Genomic DNA, 18,183 nt, shown 5'->3' with positions numbered 1-18,183 from the left:
GCGTCAGTCTTCCAGCCCGAAAGGAGATTTTCCCGTGTCGATCGTGGGCGCCACGGGAGCGGTTGGTGCCGTGGGGGAAACCGGCGCCGTCGGCGCTGTCTGCGCTCCGCTTGGGGGTTGCGGATAAGTGGTGATAGGCCGCTGCGTCATGATGCGTCGTGCGGCATCGATTTCCGCGCTCGCCGGGTGACCGTCGGGATTGCCGACCACATTTCCATCGATCGGCATGCGCGCGCCCGGCACATAGGTTGAGCGGACCCCTGGCGCGCCTTCGTCCGTCATGGGCGCGCCGGAGAGTGGGGGTAGAATTGCAGGCGGCCGTAGCATGCCAGCGGGCCCGGTGTCGGGAACGGCGCGGTCGGAAACCATGGCCTGACGTGTGCCGATGATCAGGATGGCGGCCAGTCCCCCAGCGACCAGCGCGGGCAATGCCTTTTTCAGGCGCCAGCGCCGTGCTGCTGCCGCTTCTGGTAAAGTCGGTGCCGCATCGCTCGTCTCCGTCTGCCCGAAATCAGATCCAAGATGGAGATGGAGGGGCTGTAAGCCTGTCCCGTCGAGTTCAATGGTGATGGGTGCCCGGCCATCAGCGTGGAGGATGATACGGGTCATGGGAAGATCCTTGTGCTGCGGGCATCGGGCGCAGGATGGCGAGTGCGTTCTCAACCGCAGGGATGTAGATCGGACGCTGGTAGCGTCGTTCTTCGCTCCAGTGCGCACGCGCGCCGGCGGCCTCGATGCGGGGATTGGGATGAAGGTCTTCGGCCGGGATCTCAGCAGGAAAGCCGAGTGAGTGCAGCGCGTACCACAATGATCGGTCGATGAGCTTCACGATGGCGAATGAAGAGGGGGCGAGCACGCCCGCCTGACGCCGGGCTTCGTGCAGCAGGGTCATGAGCGCAGTCACGCTCCATCCGCTGCGCTCGCAGACCGTATCGATACAGTTTGTGATTTCCTTGTCCTGCAGGGCAGAGCGGGCGCTGCTCATAACGGACTCTGGCACCGTGAGCGGCGCCAGCGGACCATGCGGACCATCAAGGCCGGCGTCGGCCAGACCGGCAGAGAGTTCACCAAGCAGGGCGAGGGCGTCCCGGCGCCTCTGGAGGTAGTGCATCGCAAAGGCAACGAGAAGCACCTGTTCGACAGGGGATGCGGCGTTGATGCTGGACCAGTGGCGGCCCAACTGGCGCGTGAACGCCTCGAGCGCGCCGGTTTCACTGTAGCGGCCCTGTGCATCGACAGCGAAGCGCGCGCCCCATTCGGCACGTGTCAGAGCCGGGTCCGCGGGCAGGGGGATACCATCCGTGGGCGTTACAAGCCTGTCCAGTCGCGTCGGACGAATCCTTTCAGTGTCGGAAACATTTCTGCCTGGACCGCGATCAGACCTTCCAGATCGAGCGCTTTTGCAAATCGGCCGGGGGCAGCACGCCACATGCATAACCCGCCCAGAAGGGCAATCACGATGGCCACCGGCCATTTCAGGGCATTGCCCAGGATTGCAAGGCCATAATAAAGCTGGATCGCCCTCACCAGATCCGGTCGATATTGCGCGGCCTGCAACTGGACCTGCAGGCGCATCAGGTCGGGATTAGACGTATGCAGCAGGTTGATCTGCCCCAGCATGGCCCGCAGATAGAAGGCCGTGATCTGCGTATGCCACAGGCCCCAGGCCATGTAGCTGAACAGGAGGACCCCGACGATGATGAGGATCGAGGAGAAGAGCAGATAGTCATCGCTGGATGACCATGGGACGCGGCTCGTGCTCATGAGCGATCTCCCCTGCGGTTTCTGGCCATCATCGTGAGGGCGATGTCGTAGAAACGCCGGAGATAGGCGTTGCCATGGCGTGGGGTATGAGAGTGATAGAATGCTACGGCCTGCCAGAGGTCGCCGTGTGCTTCGTCCATCGCCTGACCAAGGATCCAGGCGCCTGCCTCGATATTGGCGCACGAACTGTCGCGCAGCGCTGCATATGTTTGCGCGGGCGTGCTGTGCCATCGCCTCGCGATGCGATCGACCCATGTCGTGTTGACCTGCATCGGCCCGAGATCCGCCGTGCCGTTACTGTTCGGGCTGACCATTCCGGGACGGCCGGCCTCGACATAGAGGAGGACGAGCAGCACGCCACGGGGCACGCCGGAGATTTTTGCCGCAGCCTCCAGACAGGCCGCAATCTGGCGGCCATTTTCTTCGACGCTCGTGGCGCGGGCGGTCGTGCTGGCGGCAAAAAGGGGAAACGTCCCGAGTGCCGCCAGAGCGAGGCGGGGGATCATGTCGCCCCCTGCAAGGTCGGCGCGACATCAGCGATCCGGCCATGGGCTTCGCCCCAGAAGTCGATCAGATGATTGAGGACCAGCGCGTCGTCCATCTCCGCAAGCCTCATCGTGACATCGATCAGACATAACATCACGACCGTAAATGAACCGGCGCGTACCTTGCGTACGGCATAGCCGAGCGCGCTGTCGGGCGTCCTGCTGACATCAAGGGCAAAGCCCGTCCCTGTCAGTTCCAGCCACAGGGCTTCGGCACTGATCAGGAAAACCGGCAGATAGGCTTCGGGGTGTGCCGCGTCAGCCGGTGGTACGACCACCCTTTTTCCGGTCCCAGGGTCCAGCAGTTCAATCGGCTTGCCGATTTTGGCCAGAAGCCGTGTCTGCGCGGCACTGATCGCCGCCAGATCGATCGCGCTCATGAGAACCGCCTCCTTTGCCATGTCGGCAGGGCGGTGCGGACCGGCCCGATGAGAAAGCGTCGGATGGAGCGTATCGCGGCCGCAGCGTCAGCCCGAAAAACGAGATCGTCCCGAAAAACACCACGCCGAAGATCCCGATCAGCAGGGTGGTGAGGCTCCAGTGTGTCACGGAGATGAGAATGGGAAAGCAACTGCGGGCATCGAGAATGAAAACCCGGACAGGATAGGCCGTTGCACGCCACATCACGCGTCTCTCCTTTCTTCCGCCAGAGCGGTGTCTTCGGTGATCAGATCGGCATCAAGCAGTTTGCGGATGGCCTTTCCGAAAGACTGGCCCTGCGCCTCGACTGCGTCGGCCACGACGTCCGGCCAGTCTGTTGGCTCGGTCCGGGTCAGCTTGCGGCGCAGATCACGATCGAAGGTGAGGAATTCGCGGATCGCAACACGCCCGCCGCCCTTGCGGGGCACAAGGCGCTGGTTGATGCAGAACCGGAGCGCCTGAGCGAGGGCCGAGACCAGGTTGTCACGTTCCGAGGGGGGACAGAGCGCGATCGCGCGCTGGATCATGAGGGAGACGCTGTCTGCATGCAGCGTCGTGCCCAGGATACCGCCCATCATGGCGATATTGATGGCTGCATTCATGGTCTCGCCGTCCCGACATTCCGTGATGATGCCATCGCTCATCTCGCGGCGTGTCAGGCTGCGGGTGAATGTGGGAAAAGTCAGGGTGGGGGGGCGGATCTCCGTCTGGCTGATCCGCGAGCCTGAAGGCGGTCGCAGGTCGTCCAGCAGGAACTCGATGGGCTCCTCGCCGGTTGCCATGTCGCAATATACGGTCGGGTCCATGAGTTTTTCGATGGCAAGCCCGAATTGCAACGTGGTCTTTCCGGAACCGGTTGCCCCGCCAAACAGGACCATGCCGCTTTTGAGCCTGTTCGTGTCCCGGATTTCCTGTTCGACCATCTGCTGGTCAAGGCTTGCGGGGCGGGCGGGGATCGGACGCATGACGATATGGACGCCGCTGCCCCGCTTGACCGAAATGGGTGAAAGATTGATCCGGAAACGCAGATTGACCTTGCGGTCCAGTGCCACGCTGTAGGCCGTATCGAGGATATGGCCGACACCAAGCATGGCCATCCCGTCAGAGGCATAGACATGGCCGACGATATCCGCCAGCGCAAGGGAGTCCGTCGCTTTGCATGTGGCGTAGCGGATCACGCCGTGCACTTTGATCGTGACCGGATGGCCGGTCTTGATGTCGATGCGCGAGGCGCCGAGGCCATGCGCCCAGCGAAGGAGGGAGTCCAGCCCTGGCGCGTTACGCCGTCGCTCCTCGACCCAGGCAAACGCTTTCCTGCCTTCATCCGGCCAGCGTTCGTCGGTCGTGACGGGGATGGTGATATTCATCGGCAATGCTCCGGATAACCGTAATCGCTTCCGCGCCGGACGTGGCCCTGAAGCCCCGGCTGGCTCGCGATCCGGATCGTGCGGTCATTGAGGTGGAGGGTGTCTCCTCCTCCCACGGCATCCTGGTGCTCGAACACGACGCGCGGTTCTTCGACGCGCCCGGCGTTCAGCAGCACCCGGTAGCGGGCCATGCCGGTAATGTCGCGCTGCAGGCGCGACAGATCGGAGAGGAAGATCTCGGTTGCCTGCTTCTCTCCGTCTGCCCAGCCTTCGGCCACCCACTGGTTCCAGTGTGACACTTCCGCCTTTGTGCGAGGCAGGGCCGCCGCTACCGGGTGATGCGGTTTGCCCCATGTCCGGACGAGATACGTGCGCCAGTCCGGGGGCGCGGATGTCAGTTGTGCCTCCCGGGTGATCTCGAAAACACATTCTGTCTCGTGCGCCACCTGGCCGGTGTCATTGAGCGCAAAGGCCATCTGTGCCTCGGTGACGATCGGGGGCTGCATGAGGGTCTGGCCACTCCCGATCGGAAGCACGATCGATCGGAAATCATAAGTGGCGTCGAGTGTCTCCTCATGGCGCCGCAGCATCTCGTTGATGGCGAATGCCCGGGCGGCCAGACCGCCCTGCGCGCCGTAAATATGCGCGGCTTCCCGAAGCTGGGTGCTTCGGCCGGGTTTCAGGTCATCGCCTGGCTCGTCATTGGGGCGGGTGTTCTGAAGGGCCTCAAGAGAGGAAGGCGCTTCGCCGCCGACTACCTCGTCGAGCGTTGAGGCCCCTGTCACCGGTTTATTGATGGGATTGGCAAGGGCGGGGTCAGCCTCGTCCACCTGATCCGCACCCGGCTGGGGCGGCTGTGGCTCCGGGACCAATGTGCCGCTGCGGGCCGATGGCGGGGATGGAGACGATGTCGGTAGCCGGACGTGCTGCCCCTCCTCAATGACAACCTTCCCCGTGGAGACAGAAGCCGCATGGGTCGGGCTGCCTGCGGCCGTCACGACGATGGCCGAAGATAGAAAGAGCGTCATCTTACGCATGCCAGGCCACCGTTATCGCGTGGTGAAGCGGGTCTACCGAGACCATGGCCTGATCTCCGGCCTGATCGCCCAATGTCCGAAGGATATCCACCACGGCAGCAACGCTGTTGGTCGCGACGCGCATTGCTCGGGGATGGCCGGTGACAGTCACGCTATAGCCAATCTCCTGGCCGAGTTTTGCGACGGCCTTGCCCAGCGGGCCGTCCCACACGAACCAGATCCGGCGGGTCAGGTCATCGGGGAGCGGGGGTTGGTTGGCAGATGCCACGACCGGAGACGGGCGGATGCTGCCAAGTTCCCGAAGATCAGTCGTGGTCTCTGCTATTGACCGCTGCAAGGCCAGTTCAGGATTGGCCATGCCGGTCGTCGCAATGGGAGAAGGTGACGACAGGCTCTGCGCACAGGCGTTGAGCGCCATGGGCAAAAGAAAAATGAGCAGAGAATGTTTCATGAGCTTCTCCGGATAACGGAAGAAGCTTCGAAGATCATCTTGCGACTGCTGCAGCAAAAATTGGCTGCGTTGCTTTTTATTTCATGCAGGCCCCGAGAGCGGATTCGTGTCCTCTTTTGGGGTATGCTGTCGCCGGATTGACGCGCAGAATTGCGTGGGACAGGAGCAACCCTTTTCTGTTTTTGGCTCTGAACGTGAGGGGATCACCGGCAGCCATTCATGTTGCTGACAGTCCTACCAAGCATTTGATGTGCGCTGAACAATCTGTATCGATGGGACACAATGAGGTATGTCGATGATATGTAGCCGAGAGGGTAGAGTGCAGGATGAAGATCATCAGAACGGCCATCGTGATGGCGATCATTGCAGGCACGAGTGCCTGTTCGTCCACGGGTGATGCTTCCATAAAAAAAACAACCATCGCGGAAGTTGATCAGAATATTCATGATGGTGTGACAACTTCATCCCAGGTGCGTCAGATTTACGGTGAACCGGGGCAGAAAACCTATGAAGATGGTTATGAGGTCTGGATTTATAGTTTTACGTCCGGCAGAGGATGGTCTTTCAATAGCGCAGGACGTAGTCGGACTTGGCATGCGTGGAGAAAGATCAAATAACAAAAGCAAGATGCTGACTGTTGTGTTGAGTAACGGGATCGTGCTGAAGCATAGTTTTGCCACCTCGCATTTCAGCTCCAGCAGTGGCTTGAGGTAGTAATATCGCAGGCAGGTAATGGTTCGGTATGAATGTATTGATCTGGGTAAGGCATGCAGCAGGGGCTGACTATAATGAAGACGTGTGCCGCAGAACTTAAGTTGGAAGAAACCCCCTGCATGGTCCGTAGTAGTGGGTCATGGTAAGTGCGTATTCGCATGTCTCCTGATCAGAAACACAGCCATACGCGCTCCAGACGTATATCCCCCTTTAAGTCACTGCATTGACGGGTAAGCGGTCCTTCTGGTGACGAAACCATGGGACCATGCGGCGGATGGCTTCTTCAATCTGGTCCGTTGCGACCGCAAAGCTGAAACGGATGAAGTATTTCCCGTCTATGGGGTCGAAATCAATGCCCGGTGCTGTCGTAACACCCGTATCCAGCAACAGGCGCTTGCAAAACGCCATGCTGTCATCCGTCAGGTGCCGGATATCGGCATAGATATAGAACGCTCCATCTGGTGGCGCGATATGGCGCAGCCCCATTTCGGGCAGGGCACGCAGCAGCAGGTCACGATTGCGCCGGTAGGTTTCCATATGCCCTTCAAGCTCATCGCGGCAATCGAAGGCGGCAAGGGCCGCGTGCTGGCTGAGGGCGGCGGGCGGCAGGAACAGGTTACCCATCCGCGCGCGGGCGGCTTCCACCTTTGCTGGCGGGACAACCAGCCATCCCAGCCGCCACGGCGCCATGCTGAAGTATTTGGAAAAACTGTTTACCACCAGCGCATCGGGATCATATTCCAGAATACTGTGCGCGCGTTCGCCAAAACTCAGGCCGTGATAGATTTCATCCGATATGATGCAGATCCCGTGCGCGCGACAGACGTCAACAATGCGCCGTATTTCATTTGCAGACAGGATGGTACCGGTGGGGTTGGCCGGACTGGCCAGGATCAGCCCGTCGGGAGCGGGATCAAGCTCTGCAATGGCATGGGGGGTCAACTGGAAGCGTTCTTTTTCCCCACACGGAATTTCAACCGGTTCCATATGGAGTGAGCGTACCACATTGCGGTAGGCCACATAGCCCGGTCGCGCCATGGCCACACGCGCGCCGGGCACAAAACTGGTCATGAGCGCCAGAACCAGCGCGGGTGATGCGCCACAGGTCAGGATAATCTGTTCAGGCTGGAGCGAAACGCCATATGTTTCGTCATAGTGCAGGGCAATCCGTTCCTTCAGGGGCTGGCTTTCCCAATAGCCCATGGGGTCGGTCGCCAGCACGTGCTGGGCGCGTTCGATCGCCGCGCCTGGCGCGCCGGTGGAAGGCTGGCCAAATTCCATATGAATGATGCTGCGCCCCTGTGCGGCCAGTTCATGCGCCAGTGCGCTGTTGGACAGCGCGTGGAAGGGATCGATTGGCGGCACAGGCATCATGACCTCAAGGTGGAGAAAATAGGCTTATAGGGCGATGATCGCCCTGCGACCAGAAACTGCCTCTGGAAATCAGGCGGTCTGCCCAGCGTTTTCTACGCGACGTGCCAGTTCCTGCCAGGAACGTGTTGTGAAGGGCAGAGGCTGGAGTTTGCAGAATTCCATATATGATTGTATAAGGCACATTATCGGTCAAATATGAGTGATAGTAATGGGCTCACCAAAATCCCGCGCGGCTCTTGAACGACTGGGGCGTGACCTTCGTGGCGCGCGCCTGCGGCGCGGCATAGCGATAGCCGACCTAGCCGCTCGTGCCGGCACGTCAGCAAGTTCCATCGCGCGCCTGGAAAAGGGAGACCCGGGTGTGGGGATCGGCACTCTGGCTGACGTGCTTGTCGTGCTTGGTCTTCTGGACCGGTTGGCCGACCTGATTGATATCCGCAAGGATGATCTGGGACTGGCGTTGGCTGCTGAACGTCAGCCTCGTCGAGGCCGGTCTTCTGCGACCACGTTACGCAGGCAGCAGGATAAGGATAAGGCCACGCATGGGGGAGCGGATATTATTGATATGGATGGTGCTTCGTTCTGATGCCTGATTTCAGCGCCCATGTCGTTCTTGGCGACAGCCTGACTCCCGTGGGTCAACTGCGTTTTACGCAGGCAGGTCCACGGCAGTTTTCGACCTTCACTTATGATCCGGCCTGGGTCGAGAATTCTCGGGCCTTTGCCATCCAGCCAACCTTTCCCCTTGGCTCTGGGCCGTTTCATGCGGCTGGCCAGCCAAGGAACGTGCGCGATGCCCTTGCGGGTGTCTTTGCTGATGCTGCGCCCGACAGTTGGGGGCGCAGGCTTCTCGAGCGTGCCTACGGTAATGGGCTTTCCGAGTTTGAATATCTCACACTGTCGGATGACGTATGTCGGCAGGGTGCGCTTCGTTTCGCCGATGATAACGGAGAAATCATTCGTGGCGGCGCCGATGACATCATACCGCGTCTGGTCGATCTTGCCGCTATTACGGCTATCGCGCGGGCATATGAACAGGGCAAGGACATATCCGAAAGGGATATGCAGGCGCTCGCTGGTGCAGGTGGTTCGGGTGGGGCGCGACCGAAGGCCAATGTTCGGGACGGCGATGTGCTCTGGCTTGCAAAATTTACCTCGGTTCACGACCAGTGGCCAATAGAACGTATTGAAGTTGCCACGCTTCGTCTGGCAAGAGCATGCGGAATCCGGACGCCAGAGGTCAGGCTGGAACTGGCTGAAACGCCGTTTCCTGTGGCTCTGATCCAGCGGTTTGATCGGCGTGGGGCTGGCCGGATTCCTTATATTTCGGCGAGGACTGCTCTGGGGAAAACCGGAACGGAACTGGGTTCCTATACGGAGATTGTCGATTTTATCCGGACCTATGCCGCCGATCCCCAGGCAGAGTTCCGCGAACTCTTCCTGCGTCTGGTTTATACTATTCTCGTGTCAAATAAGGACGATCATCTGAAAAATCACGGATTTCTCTATGTGGGCGCTGGACACTGGCGGTTATCCCCCGTTTTCGATGTGAATCCAGCACCCGACCGTAACCCGCATCTGGAAACGGCGATACTGGAGGGCGGTCCGCATGATCGGTCCATCCGTCTGGCACTGGAGGCGTGTGAATTCTTCGAAATTACCCCTGCTGAGGCCCGGCAGATGATCCGCGTGACAGCGCGGCGAATTTCGGATGAGTGGAGGCCTGTTCTGCGAGAGGTTGGTGTTTCCGGGGCGATGGCGCGTCATTATGAAGCCGCCTTCATAAACGATCAGATCGGGATCGCGCTAACGATCTGATAGTCACATATGACTGATAATATCGTATAATATGCCAGATACGACACATAAATTTGTCGAATCTATCCCTGCCAGACGTCGCCGCGCTATTGATCGAACAGCATGGTCAACATCATTGTGTCCGCAATGATCGGGATGTGAGGCCGTCAGGAAAATATCGGTCACCTTCTACCCAATGGTAAATTCGAGTTCCGATTGTTCATCAATGGCGCGCAGGGTTTCATACAATCCTGCGGCCACGCCTCTACCTTCCACGATCTCATCCGCCAGTTCATCCAGAACGCCGGCAAACGCTTCATCGGTCGCGAGACCGAAAACATTCATGCGCTCGCTTTTTCTGCGTTCGATCTCGCTGTTTGCTGTTCCCGAGGGAAATACGGTGGCGAGCATCCGCAGGGCTCGAGCAAAGTGGATCCGTTTGTAAAGGCGCGAACGGAGCGCCGTGTCGCCAGGCGTCGTCGAGAAAGACCAGAGTTCGATTGGCCCCAGGACGTTCACCAGAAGCTGTTCATACTTTGCTTCTCCGGCCGACATGTCCACGAAGAATGGCGCACCATTCTTTCCCGGTCCCGGCAGTGCGTTGCGGATCACATAGGCGCTGGCATCGGACAGCTTAAAGCGTCGGATAAGGCTGTCTGCCGTCTCCTGATCACCGCATTTGAGGACCCATCGGGCGGTTGATATCTTGTAAAGGTCCTCGCTGAAATCGGTATGGTTCTGTGAAATGAAGGCGAGTTGGACGTTGTGCTTGCGCCCCTCGCGGCCGTCGCGGACAGCCTGCTTGTCTACCTGGGGCGCTGGTTCGGTACGGTGCCACTCATCGAAGTCGACACGCTTCGTCGTTTCATACATCTCAGTGAAGCGGGCGAGATGATAGTCCCGCATGGACGGGGGCATATGCGGGTCGTCGGCATAATCGGGATGGAGAAAGAAATTCCGGGCCAGGATATGGCGGCCAAGCATATACATGAGCGCTGTCTGGCGGTTGGCCGCGGGAGAGCCGGATGGTGCCACCTCGGCAAGATCGAGAACGATCACGCGCGCGTCCCCCATATCCAGCCTTGTCGGGGACGCCAGCATGGGAAAATTCTTGATCACGTTCATGATGTAGCGATCAAACGTGTCGATCAGGCTTTCTCCAGTTTCCAGGGTGATCTTGGAATAGCGTTTTTCGATTTCCGGGCTGCGGGCCGCAATCAGCAGATCCTGCAGGACCGGTACTGCATGGCGCTGGGCAAAACCTGCAAGGCGGTATTCCCTGAGATTGACAAGGGCATCGACGACATCCCGCCACCATGTCGGATCGTCCTCTCCCGCATGGTGGGGCAGGCTGATGCCCAGCGATGTTATTGCGGCATCGACGTCGGGCTCGATCCCCGGAGTGTAGATTTTGGGCGTGCCCCCCTGCACCCCGGTACAGAGGCGGTAGGCTTCATCAATCACGTCCTCTACCAGATGGTCCATGCCCTCCCACGGCCTGCCATCCAGCGGCGTAGCAAGGAGCGAGATGAAATTCTGCAGGAAAACGCGCTCGAGTGGCAGAGGATATTCCAGTCCGACCTGGGTATCGAAGACATTGACCTCGAAGCCCGGGATTGCCTGCATCTTGACGTAAACCGCCTCGTGCTGGCGTTCGGGGCCAAGCGCGTTGCGCAGCATCTCGATCAGTCCGCGCGAGGACGGCCCGATATCGAGCTTGCCGATATAGGGGAGCTTCGTGCCGTGGCTGCTGATCGCGGCGCTGCTGAGGATCAAGCCCAGCAGAATGGTATTGGCCAGAACGGATTTTCCGCCGCCAGGCGGGGCGATGATAATGTCTACGACGGATGGGCGTAGCCCGCCCCCGGTCGGATCATAGGGCCAGATTGAACCATCGGGTTTGCGGAAGAGAATGGATCCCCTCTGCCACGGTGACGCACTGCGTGCCCACGGCATCATGGAGAACGCGTCACCGACAAGAGCGAGCGATGAGGTCGCAGTCGAACCGAGCGCCAGGGCAGGGACAGAACCCATGGCCGCCTCCAGCGGATCGCCAGAGATCCGCGTTGTCTTGCTGTTGCCCCACGCATCAATTGCTTGGGAGAGGTCCGACGCCTGCCGTCGCAGCTTCGCCTCTGCTCCAACCGGAGCCCAGGTTGTGGCGGTCATGCGCATCCGCACGGAATTATGGTTGTTTTTCTGGCGCTCCAGCTTGAGTGCGGCAAACGCCCGTCGAATGTCGCTATTTCCGGGGAACATCGCCAGAAACCCGGCTCCGGCTTCCTTGAAGCCGAAGGCGGCGCGGCCGCCACCCTCCAGGATCATGGCGCTGCGCCACGGCAGTCTCTTGCGGCCAAGCACGCTGGAGAGTTCGGAAAACGGGCGCGGATCCTCTGGGCCAATCGTCATGTCGACCGGGGCGTATGTATAATCCCCCACGGTCACGAGCTGTCCGCCTTTCGTTTCGGCGTCGGCATTGAAGATCTGGTCCCGGATCGCTGGCCAGAGCAGGCCCTGCGGATGTGGCTGCGGGTCATCCAGATCGTCCGGAAGCCGTGGCATTACCCGGTCACCCAACAAGGTCGGTTTCCAGGCGGAGCCCGCCGTTTCACGATAGGTCGCTTCGCGCGCGACCTGCAATGCCTGATGTGGACCGAGGAATTCGCAGGAAATGTCGAACCCCTGCAAGGCTGCCTGGACGCGCGAAATGAACGATTCATGACGGGCGGCCATAATGTCGGAGCGCAGGGCAAAACGTTGGGTATTGCCCACGCGGGGAAACTGGGAGGCAAGGTCCTGCGTTCCTCTGCCACCTGTTTGCGGTCCTCACGTGTCAGCACGCTGGGCCGGGTCCACAGGACGTAACAGGTGGCCTCCCAGCGCATGACGTTTGGCCAGCGCCGGCGCCTCTCTTCGATGACGTCCGAAAGGTCCGCTCCGATCTGTCGGGCTATGGACCGGCAGCCATTGAGGCTCAGGCGGTCAATCTCGATACCTGAGCGCTCGGGATCGGAAATATACCATCCCACAATGGCATGGCCACGTTCTTCAAGGAGACCCTGCAATTCGATACGCTGCTGCTCGGCGAGCGCTTCCACTTCCTGCCGCGTGCACATGCGACGCAGGCCATTGATGCGCAGTACGGAGACATATTCACCGCGTTTGGTGATGAGATGGTCCCCGTGCGTACTTTCCACATCGCAGAATGAGGCAAGGGGCTGGCGCAGCCCGAGGCTGATGCCGGCCAGCAGACTGGAAAGAATACCGCCCATTGATATGATCCTGTCATGTCATGACCGGTTGGGGATCGGCATCAAGCCATTCCCTGACAAGCGCCGGGTAGATGTCGGTGGGTCCGTTATGGAGACGGCCCAGGGGGAGGAGCCGGATGCCGTCCATCAGGGCTGTCGCGCTTTCATTGATCTGCGGGTCCGCCCGGTTCGCCATCAGCAGGGCAGTCGCCAGCAGTCGGGGAGACGTTGTCTCCAGCCGCCGCCGGGCTTCGGCCGTCCGCGCGTGCAGAGCGCGGAGCACAGCGAGAGCGCTTTTGCATTGCGCAGGCATCATCGCGGTATCCGACCCTGACGCGATCGCGTCCATTGCACGATGCCAGACGACATCCTGTCCGTTTGGCCCGTTGCCGAGCGTCTGCATGAGGGCCTGATGCGCGCAGCGGGTCAGGGTCATGATGCGTGTCTGCGACAGTTTCGGCCACCATATCAGGACGGCTTCGCGTTCGATGGCCGGACGGGTCGGATCCTGCAGGATATTGCATAAGGCGCAGACAGGTCCGGGTCCGTCACCGTGCCATGGAAACCTGCGACCAGGCGTTATCAGGCCGCAGCAGGCACATGTGAAAAGGCCCGGCTCACCCATCTCCCCGGCGCCTGGCGCTGACGGATCCCATGGGCGCGGCAGCAGCCGGAAAGACTGTGTGAGACGGGCCATTGCGATCGGGTTCCTAGCCGCCGCTCGTAAACTGATAGGCCTGAGCCTGCGTACCAACGGTTGCCGAGCCACCGGACGCGGTGTTGGCAGCCTTGTTGATCCACTGCGGACCCGTTGCGAACAGACCGCACAGCACGATGCCGGCGATTGCCATACCGACCTTTCCGGGCGAACGGTTCTGTTCGTTGCGGCTCTGCCAGGCCGCCCATACGCCGCCGATGAAGCAGATGAAGGCAGCGACATACATGCATGCTGCAGCGACAAAGCCGCCCGCTGTCAGCCCCTCCTGGGCGGTGGCCTGCATCTGGGCCCCGATACCGTTTGCGCTGCCGGTTGCGGATTGGGCCAGCGCATGGCTGGCAATGAGGATCGGGACGGCCAATGTGCCAAGTGCCGTGACGGCACGCTGGCTGTATCCGACCCGTTTGGTCACAAGACGCGTCAATCGCCCCGTGTCGGGGATGCTTGTGCGAGAGAGGTTCATGGTCAAGGGCTCCGTTAAAGAGGGAGGCATGTCCCTCGGAGGAGTCTTCGGCCAGTAACATGCGACTGCGAATGTTTTTTCCGAAAAAATCTATCTTGTCGAACGGTACACTATGACTTTGGTATAAAAATGGCTATCCGGCGTTTGGGGTTGATGGGCTGAATCCCCGGCTCGTTGGGAAGGCAGCTCAGGCCACTGCCTGAGCTACCATATCGGGGTGCCGTCCGATGACCCGAACGTAGGCTACAGCGAAGTCGGGGGCCATCGCCCGTGCCTGCTCCCAGTCCCGTAACGTGCCGACAGGAACGCGGAAACGGCTGGCAAACTCGACCTGAGACAGACCGAGATCGTTACGGGTTTTACGGATCAACCGCGCCCTTTGCCCACGCTCCATGCCTTCGATGGATACCGCGCGGTCTTCGGAATCCGCCGGATCAGCAGGTAGAATGATATGCTCTCTCTTCACCTTTGTTGCTCCTTCTCACGGAAATAAAGCGGGGCAGATCGTCCCGCCAGACAAACACACCGGTGAACAGCTTCTCGCCCACGACGCCAACCACTTTGTAGCGATCCTCCTCATCCTCAATGCGGATGGTGGGCAAGATCAGGTGATTATCGTCCTCGAAAATACGGTCGCCAAAGGCCAGAGACAGTTTGTGCTTTTTTTGGTTGGCGAGGTCTTTTGCGGGGTCAAACCTGTTATCCATGAGACGATAATACGGGATTACCGTAGTTGCTGTAAAGTGAAAACTACGGGCATCCCGCAACTTTTAGCCATTTCGACAGGTCGCCATCAACCTCGTATACCCGATAGCATAAAAATCCGGGGCATATATCTTTATCCAGAATCACTCGAATATTTAGTAATAATAAAATATTTCTTGTTTAATTTCTAGAAAATATGAACAGTAAGCGAAAGTGATCGAGCGTAGTTTAGGTGCTACCGCGAATACATCCCTATTTTTGTACGGGCCTCAACTTTGATGGGTCTGTTACCCTCATTATAAACAAGTTTCACACGGTCAACCGTTGGTTGGAATGGACGATAAATTTTCAATTATCCTTGATAGGTATTTTAGAAATACCATAACCAAGAACACCAATGATGATTGGCATGCCAATGAAGGCGAAGAACTGCATAAAGGTCATTCTCGAAGCCCCCCTAAAACGGTCTGTGCCCGTTGAGGGAGAAAATATGCCATTCCCAGCCAGAAAGCGACTCCCAAGATAACGATATGAGTAGGAATGCGGTTGGCTGTCAGATTAAAAAATGACGCAGCCAAAGGAGATAGGACACCTAGCGAAAGGCAAGATCCTGCAGCGGTATCCTGCAGGTTTGCCCGCAGCTTGGTCCGCTCGTTATGAACAAGATTACCCATCCCAGTCATCGTGTTTGGCGGCTTCAAGTTCCCTTGCGATCAGGCTGCGGATTGCTCCAGCATGGTTAATGCCCTGGCGCACGGCCATATGTGACCATCTCACCAGATGGGGGCGCCCCGCTTTTTCGGGTTATTATTTCCCAATTTTATCATGTTTATCGGTTATCAAAAAAATGCGCAGGAAGGTCGAACCTTAGCTAATCTCAGCGCTACGGGTTGGGTTATGATTTTAGCCGGACGTTGTCCAGTGGCTCAGGATCCAGGTTGCTTCCTTGACGGGATTGAGGAGGATCACGCCGAAAACGAACTGGATGAGGCAACTGAGTTTTGAGCGGTTTGTTTTTCCGGTCGCCGACGCGTTCCACGCAACGACCGCCATGAACGCCGCCCAGGCGCCGAACATTTCGAAGAACAGGGCGAAATCACTGACGATTGACAGGATGGCATCCTCTGGGCCGGTCCCGGAAATGACGCTTCCGGTCGCGGCATCCGTATAGCCGGTGACAGAAGCTCCCAGCGAAACCTGCGTATCGAGACCGGCAGAGGTGGTGGATTTGGTGAGTATCCTGTCAAAAGTGGCGAAGACGCCGGAGAGGACAATCCCGATCCAGGGCACCCAGGGACGGCCGACGAACGGGTTCTGGGGCTGGCGCTGCTGCCATAATCCCCATGTCCCGGTCAGGAAGGCAATCCAGGCTGCAATATAGCAGGCCATTGGCAGCAGCCAGGCCATGGCGAGAGCGAGATCGTTGACGAGGTTGACCAGACCTTGCACGTCGATGTCTCCTTGCCTTACTGGATGATGCCGCGTTCAGCCTGGATCACCCACATCGTGCCGCGTTGAGAGATGGCGCGCACTCGACCATATCCGCGGAGATCGGTGCCGATTTCGATTTCGGACTGCGGCGGTTGCCCGGCCGGCGCAGCGTCGTCCTGCACCATGGCAAGCTGGGAGATGCAGCAAGTATCCGGTAGTGCGGCGTCCATGTCGGGGGCGGAGCAGGAGGCGCCTGACGCATTTTCGCTGTCCGGGACGCTGGAAATTGCGGCGGCGTTGGTGTTGGCTGCGGCTCGGCCGCCGCGGCTTCCAGGGCTGCCCGTGCCTTGTCGGCTGCGGCACGTGTGGTGGCCGGTCCATCTGACGGGGGTGCTTCGGCGTCGGCCACGGCTCGTTTCGCTTCGAGGAGCGACATCCGGCGGTTGAGATCCGAAGCCTTTGCCGTATCTGCGATACGCAGCCGGTCAAGATCCTGCCGGAGCGCTGCGATCTCGCTGCGGGTCCGCTGCACCAGTGCTGCTTCTTCCGTTACAAGCTGCAGCACCTGCAACTGGTCGTCCGATGTCATGGGAGCCGCTTGCAGGCGGCTTGCTTTCTGGACCGCATCGTCCGTCGGAACAGCCTTTTCGATGCCAGTGTCGTGTTTCTGCGCGGGCGTGTTCTCGGCCGACGGGGTAGCCGGTATTGGGCCGGCGGGATGGGGCGGCTTTTTCATCGCAAGAAGTGCCTTGAGATCCTCATCTGTAGCCGAGACCTGAGGTGCCGGCGATGATGGCGATGATGTAGGTGAGTGTCCCGGCGCGGGAGACGCTTTGGGGCCTGATGGCAGCGGAGCGGAAATCATTCCGACTTCCTGGGCCACGGGAGACGCCTGCCTCTTTGTTATGCCCATCACGAGGAAGAGGGAGAGCAGACTGCGACGGCAGTACCCGCGATCATGACCTGCCTGCGACGCGGAAGCGCCCTGAAAAGGGCTATTGCATGTGGAACGGGTCGGTTTCTGTCAGGTGCTGCTGTCACAGGTTGCGGGTGAGGAGAGAGAGGCTCGGCAATTGTGTCCGGCGTGGGCGAAGGGTCAGGCTCGGGCGTCGTGCCCAGCTTGCGAAACGGGACAGGTTCAATGCCGCGATCCGCGCTGAACGGATCCCGGGACGTCGTTGCGGTTGCGGCTGAGGTCATGGTGAATGCTGCCTTCTGGTAGAGAGTGCAGAATTCGCCGATATCATGCGACCGGTGCCCGAAAACTTACTTCTTCATGACGACGTCCGACATGAAGATCACGCCAACACTGACCTGAGCGGCAAGATTTACGCGCGGCTGGGTCGGCATCTGCTGCATGAGCGCGCTGTTGACCTGCGAGGCCGCTGCACCGGCCGCCACGCCCAGTTGTTGCGGGAAATTCAGTGACTGGACGTAGTTGACGTTGCCGAGGGCTCCGATCGAACCGGTCGTGTTCGACGTCATCTCGATCGCCTGCCCGAGCCCTTGGACAAAGGCGGCAGCGGCGGGAAGAACAAAGCGCTCGACGTATAGCTGGTCAACGCTTGAGGCCACGGCAGCTTCCATGGTGTCCGGCGCAACCACCATACCTTCGACCTGGATCGGGGTCGGATCATTCTTATGGAAGACCTGATCAACGCGGACAACCAGCCTGTTCAGATGTCCCCCGGCCCTTCTGACGGATGCTTTCATCCTGTCGCCAGCGAGTGGACCTGAATCAGCTTCCAGGATGATTTCTCCCCCGAGATCGCTGTTGGTTGCTGAAACCGTATGGGCGTAAATCCCCCGTCCGGCAGGAACAAGAACGCGGGAGAGAGAAGTCTGGGAATTTGCTGTCGCCGCCGAAGTTATCGAAGGGGAAACCGCCGGTTTTTTTGTCTGCTCCCTTCCGGTTTCCGTCTTTTCATACAGGACATTTGTGACCGGAAGGCGTCCATCAAGACGGCCTGCAAGATCCATGATCGCATGTCTGTATGCGGCGATTGCGTCCTTCTGGAGCTGCGGGTCACGTGGCATGGCAGCACGGAAGGCTGTATCCGTCTGCACTGGTACGACGGGAACGCTTGGTACGACCTCAGGCGCGTGCGGGGCTGGCGCTGCGGCGGCCTTGGCCATCGCCGGGTTG

General features: G+C 59.5%; 19 protein-coding genes and 2 pseudogenes. 4 read left to right on the top strand and 17 right to left on the bottom strand.

Going from position 1 to position 18,183, the window contains the following annotated elements; translation table 11 throughout:
• Positions 1–3: 3 nt before the first annotated feature.
• The 8 genes and pseudogenes from JCM25156_RS01165 to JCM25156_RS01135 form a co-directional block, all read right to left on the bottom strand.
• Complete coding sequence (locus tag JCM25156_RS01165; RefSeq protein ID WP_025811693.1) at positions 4–609, bottom strand: hypothetical protein; 606 nt, start codon at positions 607–609, stop codon at positions 4–6.
• A pseudogene (locus JCM25156_RS32295) lies at positions 584–1,764 on the bottom strand (secretion/conjugation apparatus DotM-related subunit). Before JCM25156_RS32295 ends, JCM25156_RS01165 begins: the two are co-directional and overlap by 26 nt.
• On the bottom strand, positions 1,761–2,270 hold the full coding sequence (locus JCM25156_RS01155) for a lytic transglycosylase domain-containing protein (RefSeq protein WP_025811692.1): 510 nt from the start codon (positions 2,268–2,270) through the stop codon (positions 1,761–1,763). Before JCM25156_RS01155 ends, JCM25156_RS32295 begins: the two are co-directional and overlap by 4 nt.
• Entirely contained in the window at positions 2,267–2,689 is a 423-nt protein-coding gene (locus tag JCM25156_RS01150) for a hypothetical protein (RefSeq protein ID WP_025811690.1), read from the bottom strand. Before JCM25156_RS01150 ends, JCM25156_RS01155 begins: the two co-directional genes overlap by 4 nt.
• Positions 2,616–2,933: an IcmT/TraK family protein gene (gene icmT / locus JCM25156_RS27365; RefSeq protein ID WP_242402362.1), complete on the bottom strand. Its 318-nt coding sequence runs from the start codon at positions 2,931–2,933 to the stop codon at positions 2,616–2,618. The genes JCM25156_RS01150 and icmT overlap by 74 nt, the downstream gene beginning before the upstream one ends.
• On the bottom strand, positions 2,933–4,096 hold the full coding sequence (locus JCM25156_RS01145; protein ID WP_007396180.1) for a type IV pilus twitching motility protein PilT: 1,164 nt from the start codon (positions 4,094–4,096) through the stop codon (positions 2,933–2,935). Before JCM25156_RS01145 ends, icmT begins: the two co-directional genes overlap by 1 nt.
• A complete protein-coding gene (locus JCM25156_RS20475) occupies positions 4,093–5,133 on the bottom strand; it encodes a type IV secretory system conjugative DNA transfer family protein (protein ID WP_034957963.1) in 1,041 nt (346 codons plus the stop codon). The genes JCM25156_RS01145 and JCM25156_RS20475 overlap by 4 nt, the downstream gene beginning before the upstream one ends.
• Positions 5,126–5,641 carry a DotD/TraH family lipoprotein gene (locus JCM25156_RS01135; protein ID WP_034957961.1) on the bottom strand — a complete coding sequence of 172 codons (516 nt, stop codon included), beginning with the start codon at positions 5,639–5,641 and terminating at the stop codon, positions 5,126–5,128. The genes JCM25156_RS20475 and JCM25156_RS01135 overlap by 8 nt, the downstream gene beginning before the upstream one ends.
• 269 nt (positions 5,642–5,910) lie before the next feature.
• Between JCM25156_RS01135 and JCM25156_RS20470 the strand changes: the two are divergent.
• A pseudogene (locus tag JCM25156_RS20470) lies at positions 5,911–6,298 on the top strand (hypothetical protein).
• A gap of 210 nt (positions 6,299–6,508) precedes the next feature.
• Here JCM25156_RS20470 and JCM25156_RS01125 read toward each other — a convergent pair.
• A complete protein-coding gene (locus JCM25156_RS01125) occupies positions 6,509–7,669 on the bottom strand; it encodes a pyridoxal phosphate-dependent aminotransferase (protein WP_025811684.1) in 1,161 nt (386 codons plus the stop codon).
• A gap of 211 nt (positions 7,670–7,880) precedes the next feature.
• On the opposite strand from JCM25156_RS01125, the gene JCM25156_RS01120 reads away from it, so the two are divergent.
• Both JCM25156_RS01120 and JCM25156_RS01115 read left to right on the top strand, forming a co-directional pair.
• On the top strand, positions 7,881–8,258 hold the full coding sequence (locus JCM25156_RS01120; RefSeq protein WP_025811682.1) for a helix-turn-helix domain-containing protein: 378 nt from the start codon (positions 7,881–7,883) through the stop codon (positions 8,256–8,258).
• Positions 8,258–9,490, top strand: a complete 1,233-nt coding sequence (locus JCM25156_RS01115) for a type II toxin-antitoxin system HipA family toxin (RefSeq protein WP_025811680.1) — start codon at positions 8,258–8,260, stop codon at positions 9,488–9,490. Before JCM25156_RS01120 ends, JCM25156_RS01115 begins: the two co-directional genes overlap by 1 nt.
• 168 nt (positions 9,491–9,658) lie before the next feature.
• Here the strand turns inward: JCM25156_RS01115 and JCM25156_RS20465 are convergent, their stop codons facing one another.
• Positions 9,659–12,241, bottom strand: coding sequence for an ATP-binding protein (locus JCM25156_RS20465; protein WP_242402360.1), 2,583 nt, complete (start codon positions 12,239–12,241; stop codon positions 9,659–9,661).
• A 263-nt stretch (positions 12,242–12,504) separates the two neighbouring features.
• Here JCM25156_RS20465 and JCM25156_RS30365 point away from each other — a divergent pair, with 263 nt between their 5' ends.
• Positions 12,505–12,678 carry a hypothetical protein gene (locus tag JCM25156_RS30365; protein WP_242402359.1) on the top strand — a complete coding sequence of 58 codons (174 nt, stop codon included), beginning with the start codon at positions 12,505–12,507 and terminating at the stop codon, positions 12,676–12,678.
• A gap of 76 nt (positions 12,679–12,754) precedes the next feature.
• On the opposite strand, the gene JCM25156_RS30360 is transcribed toward JCM25156_RS30365, so the two are convergent.
• The 7 genes from JCM25156_RS30360 to JCM25156_RS01075 form a co-directional block, all read right to left on the bottom strand.
• Positions 12,755–13,156: a hypothetical protein gene (locus JCM25156_RS30360; RefSeq protein ID WP_227000651.1), complete on the bottom strand. Its 402-nt coding sequence runs from the start codon at positions 13,154–13,156 to the stop codon at positions 12,755–12,757.
• 274 nt (positions 13,157–13,430) lie between these two features.
• Positions 13,431–13,850: a hypothetical protein gene (locus tag JCM25156_RS01100; protein WP_019091448.1), complete on the bottom strand. Its 420-nt coding sequence runs from the start codon at positions 13,848–13,850 to the stop codon at positions 13,431–13,433.
• A 238-nt stretch (positions 13,851–14,088) separates the two neighbouring features.
• Positions 14,089–14,367, bottom strand: a complete 279-nt coding sequence (locus tag JCM25156_RS28445) for a helix-turn-helix domain-containing protein (RefSeq protein WP_003625676.1) — start codon at positions 14,365–14,367, stop codon at positions 14,089–14,091.
• Positions 14,336–14,608 (bottom strand): BrnT family toxin, encoded by a 273-nt coding sequence (locus tag JCM25156_RS28440; RefSeq protein ID WP_025811670.1) that lies wholly within the window; start codon positions 14,606–14,608, stop codon positions 14,336–14,338. Before JCM25156_RS28440 ends, JCM25156_RS28445 begins: the two co-directional genes overlap by 32 nt.
• 901 nt (positions 14,609–15,509) lie before the next feature.
• Positions 15,510–16,055, bottom strand: a complete 546-nt coding sequence (locus tag JCM25156_RS01085) for a hypothetical protein (RefSeq protein WP_025811668.1) — start codon at positions 16,053–16,055, stop codon at positions 15,510–15,512.
• A 46-nt stretch (positions 16,056–16,101) separates the two neighbouring features.
• Positions 16,102–16,626 (bottom strand): hypothetical protein, encoded by a 525-nt coding sequence (locus JCM25156_RS30355; RefSeq protein ID WP_242402358.1) that lies wholly within the window; start codon positions 16,624–16,626, stop codon positions 16,102–16,104.
• 677 nt (positions 16,627–17,303) lie between these two features.
• On the bottom strand, positions 17,304–18,183 hold an 880-nt coding region (locus JCM25156_RS01075; protein ID WP_025811666.1), incomplete at its 5' end, for a DotG/IcmE/VirB10 family type IV secretion system protein.

This window comes from Komagataeibacter kakiaceti JCM 25156, from assembly GCF_000613305.1.
Note: the sequence above shows the minus strand (reverse complement) of the source record. Positions and strands in the feature narration are given on the sequence as shown.

Excerpts from the sequence above, each read along its gene's own strand:
- JCM25156_RS30360 (WP_227000651.1), bottom strand. The coding sequence starts at position 13,156 with ATGACCCTGACCCGCTGCGCGCATCAGGCCCTCATGCAGACGCTCGGC.
- JCM25156_RS01125 (WP_025811684.1), bottom strand. The coding sequence starts at position 7,669 with ATGCCTGTGCCGCCAATCGATCCCTTCCACGCGCTGTCCAACAGCGCA.
- JCM25156_RS01145 (WP_007396180.1), bottom strand. The coding sequence starts at position 4,096 with ATGAATATCACCATCCCCGTCACGACCGACGAACGCTGGCCGGATGAA.
- icmT (WP_242402362.1), bottom strand. The coding sequence starts at position 2,933 with ATGTGGCGTGCAACGGCCTATCCTGTCCGGGTTTTCATTCTCGATGCC.
- JCM25156_RS28440 (WP_025811670.1), bottom strand. The coding sequence starts at position 14,608 with ATGGATAACAGGTTTGACCCCGCAAAAGACCTCGCCAACCAAAAAAAG.
- JCM25156_RS01120 (WP_025811682.1), top strand. The coding sequence starts at position 7,881 with ATGGGCTCACCAAAATCCCGCGCGGCTCTTGAACGACTGGGGCGTGAC.
- JCM25156_RS20475 (WP_034957963.1), bottom strand. The coding sequence starts at position 5,133 with ATGCGTAAGATGACGCTCTTTCTATCTTCGGCCATCGTCGTGACGGCC.
- JCM25156_RS30355 (WP_242402358.1), bottom strand. The coding sequence starts at position 16,626 with ATGACATCGGACGACCAGTTGCAGGTGCTGCAGCTTGTAACGGAAGAA.
- JCM25156_RS01165 (WP_025811693.1), bottom strand. The coding sequence starts at position 609 with ATGACCCGTATCATCCTCCACGCTGATGGCCGGGCACCCATCACCATT.
- JCM25156_RS01155 (WP_025811692.1), bottom strand. The coding sequence starts at position 2,270 with ATGATCCCCCGCCTCGCTCTGGCGGCACTCGGGACGTTTCCCCTTTTT.
- JCM25156_RS01150 (WP_025811690.1), bottom strand. The coding sequence starts at position 2,689 with ATGAGCGCGATCGATCTGGCGGCGATCAGTGCCGCGCAGACACGGCTT.
- JCM25156_RS30365 (WP_242402359.1), top strand. The coding sequence starts at position 12,505 with ATGGCCACGTTCTTCAAGGAGACCCTGCAATTCGATACGCTGCTGCTC.
- JCM25156_RS01115 (WP_025811680.1), top strand. The coding sequence starts at position 8,258 with ATGCCTGATTTCAGCGCCCATGTCGTTCTTGGCGACAGCCTGACTCCC.